7 protein-coding genes and 1 pseudogene are annotated in these 8,244 nt (G+C 67.8%); 2 read left to right on the forward strand and 6 right to left on the reverse strand.

Features of this window, described 5'->3' with window-relative positions; all coding sequences use genetic code 11:
* Positions 1–154, reverse strand: a pseudogene (locus tag RM96_RS38015) (IS110 family transposase); the annotation flags it as partial.
* A 376-nt stretch (positions 155–530) separates the two neighbouring features.
* On the reverse strand, positions 531–1,325 hold the full coding sequence (locus RM96_RS29760) for a bestrophin-like domain (protein ID WP_039015333.1): 795 nt from the start codon (positions 1,323–1,325) through the stop codon (positions 531–533).
* 254 nt (positions 1,326–1,579) lie between these two features.
* Here RM96_RS29760 and RM96_RS29765 point away from each other — a divergent pair, with 254 nt between their 5' ends.
* The gene (locus RM96_RS29765) at positions 1,580–2,530 is read left to right on the forward strand and encodes a LysR family transcriptional regulator (RefSeq protein WP_039015334.1); all 951 of its coding nucleotides are present in this window, start codon (positions 1,580–1,582) and stop codon (positions 2,528–2,530) included.
* Positions 2,531–2,546: 16 nt separating this feature from the next.
* On the opposite strand, the gene garL is transcribed toward RM96_RS29765, so the two are convergent.
* Genes garL through RM96_RS29780 form a run of 3 tightly spaced genes read right to left on the reverse strand, consistent with a single transcriptional unit; the run spans position 2,547 to position 5,549 of the window.
* The gene (gene garL / locus RM96_RS29770; protein ID WP_039015335.1) at positions 2,547–3,341 is read right to left on the reverse strand and encodes a 2-dehydro-3-deoxyglucarate aldolase; all 795 of its coding nucleotides are present in this window, start codon (positions 3,339–3,341) and stop codon (positions 2,547–2,549) included.
* 47 nt (positions 3,342–3,388) lie between these two features.
* Positions 3,389–4,480, reverse strand: a complete 1,092-nt coding sequence (locus tag RM96_RS29775) for a malate/lactate/ureidoglycolate dehydrogenase (RefSeq protein WP_039015336.1) — start codon at positions 4,478–4,480, stop codon at positions 3,389–3,391.
* A 28-nt stretch (positions 4,481–4,508) separates the two neighbouring features.
* On the reverse strand, positions 4,509–5,549 hold the full coding sequence (locus RM96_RS29780; RefSeq protein WP_082016782.1) for a Bug family tripartite tricarboxylate transporter substrate binding protein: 1,041 nt from the start codon (positions 5,547–5,549) through the stop codon (positions 4,509–4,511).
* Between the two features lie 198 nt (positions 5,550–5,747).
* On the opposite strand from RM96_RS29780, the gene RM96_RS29785 reads away from it, so the two are divergent.
* Positions 5,748–7,451 carry a thiamine pyrophosphate-binding protein gene (locus tag RM96_RS29785; protein WP_052279837.1) on the forward strand — a complete coding sequence of 568 codons (1,704 nt, stop codon included), beginning with the start codon at positions 5,748–5,750 and terminating at the stop codon, positions 7,449–7,451.
* Positions 7,452–7,480: 29 nt separating this feature from the next.
* Here the strand turns inward: RM96_RS29785 and RM96_RS29790 are convergent, their stop codons facing one another.
* Positions 7,481–8,188: a GntR family transcriptional regulator gene (locus RM96_RS29790; RefSeq protein ID WP_039015338.1), complete on the reverse strand. Its 708-nt coding sequence runs from the start codon at positions 8,186–8,188 to the stop codon at positions 7,481–7,483.
* Between the last annotated feature and the right edge of the window lie 56 nt (positions 8,189–8,244).

Below are 8,244 nucleotides of genomic sequence, written 5' to 3' on the forward strand. Positions count from 1 at the left end.
CTTCGAGCGCCACCCGCCCGGGCTGGCGCTTGGCGAGGAATTCGATCAGTTTCTGGCGGCTGAAGCGGCGATTGACACACTTGCCGTCGGGCTCGACCTAATAGAGTTGGAAAACGGTCTTTGCAATGTCCAGGCCGTAGGTCGTAGTATTCATTTCGGGTCCCTCCATCCTGTGTGGATTGTGCGAACTTCCACTCTGGCACATTGATGCCGTTTCGTGATGGCGGGGCCCCCCGTTCCCGTTCACTCTCCCACCATGCCTGCTGGCTACTCGTTGACGATTAGCGAGAGGTCGGGGCGCGTTCCCATCTTTTGGACGCCGTCAAAAAGGAGGTCGCCGGCTACGCCGGCGAAACAGCCACGCATCCAAGAACCACAAAAGCCAATCCCACAATCCGGCGAAGACCCCTAAGTATTCGGGAATGCTTGCACGGCAGCGTCCGTTCGCAAAATCAGCTTCCGGCAACGCTTTCCGGGCAGGCGGCAATCCGACCAAAAAGCGGGCTGCCCGGCTGCCCCTCAGTGGAAATTCATCGCATCGTATTGCGGACTTCCTGCAACACTTCGTCGAACGCGTCAACGCGAATCAAGCCCAGCCGTGGAAATTCCAGGTCGACGATCACGTAGAGCGTGACCGACAGCGAGGCCGCGAAGAAGACTGCATGCAACCAGTTTCGAGGCCCGCGTCCGGCCATGCCATAGCCGGCGAAGAAGGCCCCGATCCAGCAAAGCGCGAACAACATGCCGAAAATGACGCCGGGTGGATGCTCCCTGGTTGAAGCGAGGCGGGTCGAGGCCGTATCGAACGCTGCATTGAGCGCTGGCAGCAACAGCATGGTGGCCACTGTAGTAGAGGTCCGCTGGGACTCTGAGACGGATCTTGTCCAGAGGCGTTCGCGCAGCGCGTCAGCGCGTGCCAGTGCCTCATCGATGCGTTTGCGGTCGGGGATCGCCCGATAGGCGTCGAGCCGCGCATCCAGATATTGCCGGAATGTCTCCTGCAGCTCGCCACGTGCCGGCTGTGGCAGCAGATCCAGGCGCAGGTAGGCCGTGCCGATGTCGTTGGCTTCCTGGACGATCAGCGTACGCCGCATATCAAAGCGGCTGGCGGCCCCGGAAAAGGTAAAGGCGATCAACAGCCCGAGCAGTGCAAAAATTGCACTGGCCACCGTGCTGACACCTGTTGTCTCGGGCTCGCGGCCCGAGTCAACTTGCCATTGCCACGCCAGTCGGCCGAGCTCCAGGGCAATCAGAATACTTGCGAATAGTCCCCCGGCAAACATCAGCCCGCCGGGCCAACCGGCGCCATACAGTAATGATATCAAGGTCGCCTCCAGAGTTTCACCGCGCGATGCGCGCCTTCAACTATGAGATGGCCCCTGCCGCATGGGCCGCTGCCGTGCACAAGATCAAGCCTACAGCACAAATGCCGGCATGTGCACCGACGCGGCACGCGCGCTGCGCCGCAGGTTAAAATCGGCGCGGCACGACAGCCGGTACGCAGGCGTGCGTCCGGGCGTGGGTGCCAGGCGCTCTCCGGCCGGTCCCTGACCAACACGCTGACCGGAATGCGCAAGACATGAGTGCGAATGCCCCCGCTCCATTGAATTCGGAAGACCTGGCCTGCTTCGTATGCGTAGCCGGCACGGGCAGCATCTCCCGCGCGGCGCTCGAGCAGGGTGCCGACCAGTCCACCGTCAGCCGGCAGATCGCCCGGCTGGAAGCCAATCTCGACACCCGGCTGTTCCATCGCACCGGCCGCGGCATGATCCTGACCGAGGCGGGCCAGACCCTGCTCGGGTACGCGCGGCAGGTCTCGGCCACCCTCGCCGAGGCGCGCGAGGCGATCCGGGCCTCGACCGCTCAGGGTCCGGCCCAGTTGATCATCGCGGCGCAGCCGACCATTGCCAACACCGCCTTCGCCAGCATCGGCACCGCCGTCAAACAGCGCTTCCCCGCGACCCGCGTGCGATTCGTCGAAGGGCTGGCCAGCCCGCTGCTGGCATGGCTGGCCGCCGGCGAAGTCGACGTGGCGCTGCTCTACCTGCCGGACCAGCACGGCGCGCTGAAGGTCGACGTGCTGCTGGAGGAAGACCTGACGCTGGTCACGCCGGTTTCATGGGGCCATATCGGGCCGAGCTTCCGCTGCGCCAGCCTGGACGAGGTGCCGCTGATCCTGCCCAGCACGGGCCACGGACTGCGTGTGCTGGCGGAGAACCTGGTCGCGCGCGCGGGCAAGACGCTGAACATGGCGATGGAGTGCGATGCGTCGAATACCGTCTCGATGCGGCTGGTGGAAGACGGTTGCGGCGCCACACTGCTGCCCTTTGCCGCGGTGGCGGACCGCGTGGCCCAGGGGCGGCTGCGCTGCGCCAGGCTGGTCGAGCCGGTGGTGACGCGGCAGGTGGCGCTGGCCACCGCCAGGAACCGGCCGCCGGTGCCGGAACTGTGGGACATCATGCAGACCGTGCGCCAGTCGGTCCGCAATACCGTGATGTCGGGTGCGTGGCCGGGCGCGCGGCTGGTCTGAGCGCGCTTTCCGGTCGTCAGTCCGCGAAGCGCGCACGCAGTGCCTGTGTGGCCTGGCGCAGCATCACGTGATCCAGCCCCACGGCGACGAAGCTGGCGCCCATGTCCATGTAGCGCCGTGCGTCGGCTTCCACCGGCGTCAGCGTGCCCACGGCCTTGCCGGCCCGCCGCGCGGCCTCGAAGATGCGCGCGATCTCGGCCTGGACCTCGGGGTGGTTGGAATTGCCCAAGTGGCCGCATGCCGCCGCCAGGTCGTTCGGACCGATGAAGATGCCATCCACGCCTTCGACCGCGCAGATCTCGTCGGCGGCATCCACGCCCTTGCGGCTCTCGATCTGCACCAGCACGCAGAGGTTGTCGTTGATCTGCTCGAAATAGCCCGGCACCGTGCCATAGCGGTTGCTTCGCTGCGTCATCGAAACGCCGCGCGTGCCCTGCGGCGGGTAGCGCGTGGCGGACACCGCCTGGCGCGCCTGCTCGGCGCTTTCCACAAACGGAATCAGGAAGTTGTAGAAGCCCAGGTCGAGCAGCCGCTTGAGCAGCACCGGGTCATTCCACGCCGGCCGCACAACCGGCGCGCTGACGCTGTCCTTCAGCGCCATCAGCTGCGGCATGAGCGTCAGCGGGTCGTTGGGGGCGTGCTCGGTATCCAGCAGCAGCCAGTCGAAGCCGGCCAGACCGACAATCTCGCCGGTGACCGGGCTGGCCAGCGAGCACCAGCAGCCGATCTGGCGCTGCTGGGCCAGCACGGCGGTGCGAAAAGTGTTGGGCAGCGGCGAATAGGGCGGGCGAGGTTGGGGGGCCGTGGGCATGGGCTTTCTTCCTTTTGTCAGGATTGGCTGAGATCGATAACAGGACACTAGGCCGCCAGGCGCGACAGCGGCCCGGGCGAGGTGCCACATACGGACTGCACGCGTGCCGCGGCGTCATCAAGCTGGGCGAGGGTGCCGCTGTCCACCGGGATGGTTTCGGCACGCTCGCGCCGGCGCTGCCGTTCCGGCTCGCCGGGCAGGGCAATTCCCGCATGGCCCGCCTGCAGCCGGGATGACTTGATCCAGTCCGCGAAGGTCCGGACTTCATCGCCGAAACTGGTGCTGGTGCCCAGCCGCTGCGGGTCGAACACGATCGCCAGCATGTTGTTCCACACCGCGTGGCGGTGGGTCAGCGTTTCGGGGCGGATGGTATGGCCGCCCGTCACGGCGGCGCCGAGCAATTCGCACATGACCGCCAGCACGTAGCCTTTGTGCTCGCCAAACGCCTGCAGCGCGCCCTGGGCGGCGCCATCGCGGGGGAACATCACCTCGGGCCGGTTGGTCGGCACGCCGCGCGCATCGATCAGGCAGCCGGGCGGCACCTCTACGCCCTTGTTGTGGGCCACGCGGACCTTGCCCAGCGCAATCGCGCTGGTGGCGAAGTCCAGCACCAGCGGCGGCGCGTCGGCCACCGGCACGCCGATCGTGAACGGGTTGGTGCCGTAGCGCGCCTCGCTGCCGCCGTACGGCGCGACGATGGGCTTGGACAGCACGTTGACGAAGTGGATCGAGATCATGCCGGCAGCGGTGGCCTGCTCGGCCCAGTGGCCGACGCGACCAAGGTGGTGCGACTGCCGCAGCCCCATCACGCAGACCCCGTGCGCCTTCGCGCGCTCGATCGCCAGCGCCATGGCCTCCTCGGTCACGGACTGGCCCATGCCGCGGTTGCCGTCGAGGCTGAGCATGCTGCCGGCATCGTGCAGCACGCTGACCTTGCGGTTCAGTTGCAGCTCGTCGGCCCGCCACGACATCACGTACTTGGGAATCATGCCCACGCCGTGCGAATCGTGGCCGCTCAGGTTGGCACCGACCAGGTGGTCGGCCGTCAGGCGCGCTTCGCGTGCGTCGGAGCCTGCCGCGATCCAGAGGTCGTTGACCCAGCGGTGCAGGCCTGCGGTAGGGATATGGTGTTCGCTCATGTCGTCAGTGATGGTTTGGGTTCACCGCTTACTCCAGGCGGATCCCGGCGGTCCTGACCAGCTTCCCCCATTTTGCGACCTCGGCCTTCTGGAACGCGGACAGCTCGGCGGGGCCCGCGCCGGATGGCTCGATGCCCATGTTCACCAGGCGATTGCGGATCTCCGGCTCCTTGATGATCTTCGCGATCTCCGTGGAGAGCCGGTTGACGATCGGCATCGGCGTGCCTGCCGGCGCAAAAATCGCCTGCCACGAGACGATCTCGTACCCGTTCAGGCCGCTCTCGGCCACGGTCGGCACGTCCGGCAGCTCGGGCGCGCGGCGCGGCCCGGTGCTGGCGAGTGCGCGCAGCTTGCCGGACTGGATCAGCGGCATGGCAGCGATGCTGTTCTCGAACACCAGGTCGACCTGGTTGCCGAGCAGGGCCTGGATGGCGGGGCTGCTGCCCTTGAACGGCACGTGCAGCAGCTTCAGGCCGGCCATCGAGGCAAACAGCTCGCCGGAGAGGTGCTGCGAGGTGCCATTGCCGGAGGAGCCGAAGCTGACCCCGGCCGGGCGCGCCTTGGCCGCGGCAATCACGTCCTGCACCGATTTCCACGGGCTGCTGGCATTGACCACCAGTACATTGGGCAGTGTGCCGATCAGCGTGACGGGCTGGAAATTCCTGACCGGGTCATACGGCATCTTCGGATACAGGCTGACGTTGATGGCATGGGAACTGATGGTCCCGCCGACCAGCGTGTAGCCGTCCGGCGCCGCCTTGGCAACATAGTCGGTGCCGATATTGCCGCCCGCGCCGGCACGGTTCTCGATCACTACCGGCTGGCCGAGCGCCAGCGACAGCCGCTGGCCGATCAGGCGGCCGAGCACGTCGGTAGAGCCGCCGGCTGCGAACGGCACGACATAGGTAATGGGCTTGGCGGGCCAGCCGTCCTGCGCCCGCGCCGGTGCCGCGGGCAGGGCACCGATGGCCAGTGCGGCGAGCGAGGCCAGGGCCACGCGGGCGAGCGTGCGTGGAGTCTGTCTGGCAACAGCCGGGCCGGCTCCCGGCAGGCAGGTGAGTTGTGGCATGGGAATGTCTCCTGGTTTTCTTGTGGGGTCGCCCGCTGCGGGGCGCCTGGCTTTGTGGCCTGCCTGCAATCTACCGTCCCGCAGTCTGCCGGGCCTTGCGTTTTTTGCATAGCAGGCATGCAGGAAGACGCGGGCAGCGGCAGTGGGGCAAGGCAACAATCTGCGCTGTGCATCCCTGCCCGAATCTGCTGACCCGCCATGACGCCTCAATCTACCTTGTCCCTTGTCCCTTCGTCCGAACCAGGCCAGACGCCAGCCCGGCGCACCGGCGGCCGCGTTCTGGTGGACGCGTTGCGCCTGCATGGCGCGGATCGCATCTTCTGTGTCCCGGGCGAGAGCTTTCTCGACGTGCTGGACGCGCTGCACGACCAGCCCGCCATTGAACTGGTGGTATGCAAGCACGAGGGCGCGGCGGCGAACATGGCCGAGGCCGACGGCAAGCTGACCGGCCGCCCCGGCATCTGCTTCGTGACCCGGGGACCGGGCGCCACCCATGCCAGCATCGGCGTGCATATCGCCGCTCAGGATTCGACACCGATGATCCTGTTCGTCGGCCAGATCGCGCGCGAACATATGGGGCGGGAGGCGTTCCAGGAAGTCGACTATGTGGCCATGTTCGGCGGCATGGCCAAGTGGGTGGCGCAGATCGATGACCCCGCGCGCATCCCGGAACTGGTCGCCAGGGCCTTCCAGTGCGCGACCTCGGGCCGGCCTGGCCCGGTGGTGCTGGCGCTGCCCGAGGACGTGCTCGACGGCCTGTGCGAATGTGCCGATGCGGCACCATACCGGCCGGTCACGGCCTCTCCGTCGCAGGAAGATGCCCAGGCGCTGCGCACCGCGCTGGCCGGCGCCGAACGCCCGCTGGTGATCGCGGGCGGCGCGGGCTGGACCGCTCAGGCGGCCGGGGACTTTGCCGCCTTTATCAAGGCCTGGGACCTGCCGGTGGCCTGCGCCTTCCGCCGGCAGGACGTCTTCGACAACCGCGATGAACACTATGCCGGCCACCTGAGCCTGGGCGTCAATCCGCGCCTGGCAGCCCGCGTGCGCGACGCCGACCTGATCCTGGCGTTCGGCACCCGCCTGGGCGACATCGCCACCGACGGCTACCAGTTGCTGGAGCCGCCGCGACCGCGCCAGCGGCTGGTGCATGTCCATGCCGACAGCGCCGAGCTGGGCCGCGTGTACCAGCCCGAACTGGCCATCCAGGCCGGCATCGTGCCCGGCACGCGCATACTCGCCGGGCTGGCCGCACCGGAATCGCCGCGCTGGGCGCAATGGACCCGCGCCGCGCGCACCGACCACCTAGCCTTCGCGGCACCGGTGGCGCCGGACGCACAGTTGCGCGGTGTCGACCTGTGCGAGGTGATGCAGCACCTCGACCAGACGCTGCCCGACGGCGCCATCCTCAGCAACGGCGCCGGTAACTACACCGTCTGGCTGCACCGCTTCTTCGCCTACCGGCAGCCCCGCACCGAGCTGGCCCCCACCTGCGGCGCGATGGGCTACGGCCTGCCGGCCGCCATCGCGGCCAAGCTGAGAAATCCGCAGCAGACCGTGGTCTGCTTCGCCGGCGACGGCTGCTTCCTGATGTATCCGCAGGAGCTGGCCACCGCGGCGGAGGCGGGCGCCAATGTCATCGTCGTGCTGGTCAACAACGGCATGTACGGCACCATCCGCATGCACCAGGAGAAGCGCTATCCCGGGCGCGTCAGCGGCACCGGCATCCGCAATCCCGATTTCGTGGCCATGGCGCGGGCCTGTGGCGCCTGGGCCGAGCGGGTCGAACATGCCGAAGCGTTTGCCGGCGCGTTCGAACGCGCCCGCGCCGCCGGCACGCCGGCACTGATCGAACTGATGACCGATCCGCGCCAGATCACGCCGGCCATGTGGGTGGATGCATGATGTCGTGGCGGCAGCCGGGCGTCGGTAACTCAGCGGAAATAGTCCGAGAAGCGCGCGCGGATGTCGTCGATGTTGGCCAGCGTGCCGGACAGGTGCGCACGCAGCGCGGTCTCGGCGCGCGCGGGATCGGCGGACGCGATCGCGTCGACAATGGCGTCGTGGTCGCGCAGCACGGCCACTGCCTTGCCGGGAATGGGCAGGTGCAGGCGGCGCAGCCGGTCCAGGTGGCCGCTTTGCCGGCGCACCAGGCCCCACAGGTCCGGTACCTTCGCGGCGTCATAGAGCTCGCGATGGAAGGCCTGGTCGGTGACGGTGAATTCATCGAGGTCCTGCAGCTCCAGCATCATGCGCTGCCGCGCGATCGTGGCGCGCAGGCGTTCGACCAGGAGCGGATCGGCCTGCAGCGCCAGCGTGCGAACGATTTCGAGCTCGACCGAGCGGCGCAGGAAATGCGCCTGCGTAGCCAGCGCGACGTCGATCGGGCTGACCACGGTCGCGTGCTGCGGAAAGATGTCGACCAGGCTCTCTTCGCCCAGGCGTATCAGCGCGTCGCGGACCGGGGTCTGGCTGGTCCCGTACTGCTCGGCGAGTTCGGGGCGCGACAGGATCGTGCCCGGGGGCAGGGCCATCGAGATGATCTGGTCCCGCATGTGCTCGAACACCTGCGGGGCCGCATGGCGCGTGCGGTCGAACCGGAACTTGGCGGGCGATGGCGAGAGTGCGGGTGCGGCTTGCATGACAGGAAACCAGGGCGGGTGCCCGAACCGCCACACTGGCGGGGCTGAGACGTCCC

This window comes from Cupriavidus sp. IDO, assembly GCF_000812465.1.
In the GTDB taxonomy this organism is placed as follows: domain Bacteria; phylum Pseudomonadota; class Gammaproteobacteria; order Burkholderiales; family Burkholderiaceae; genus Cupriavidus.

What these genes read in the sequence shown, in the direction of transcription:
- RM96_RS29765 (WP_039015334.1), top strand. Translation starts at nt 1,580, where the DNA reads ATGAGTGCGAATGCCCCCGCTCCATTGAATTCGGAAGACCTGGCCTGC.
- garL (WP_039015335.1), bottom strand. Translation starts at nt 3,341, where the DNA reads ATGCCCACGGCCCCCCAACCTCGCCCGCCCTATTCGCCGCTGCCCAAC.
- RM96_RS29775 (WP_039015336.1), bottom strand. Translation starts at nt 4,480, where the DNA reads ATGAGCGAACACCATATCCCTACCGCAGGCCTGCACCGCTGGGTCAAC.
- RM96_RS29780 (WP_082016782.1), bottom strand. Translation starts at nt 5,549, where the DNA reads ATGCCACAACTCACCTGCCTGCCGGGAGCCGGCCCGGCTGTTGCCAGA.
- RM96_RS29785 (WP_052279837.1), top strand. Translation starts at nt 5,748, where the DNA reads ATGACGCCTCAATCTACCTTGTCCCTTGTCCCTTCGTCCGAACCAGGC.
- RM96_RS29790 (WP_039015338.1), bottom strand. Translation starts at nt 8,188, where the DNA reads ATGCAAGCCGCACCCGCACTCTCGCCATCGCCCGCCAAGTTCCGGTTC.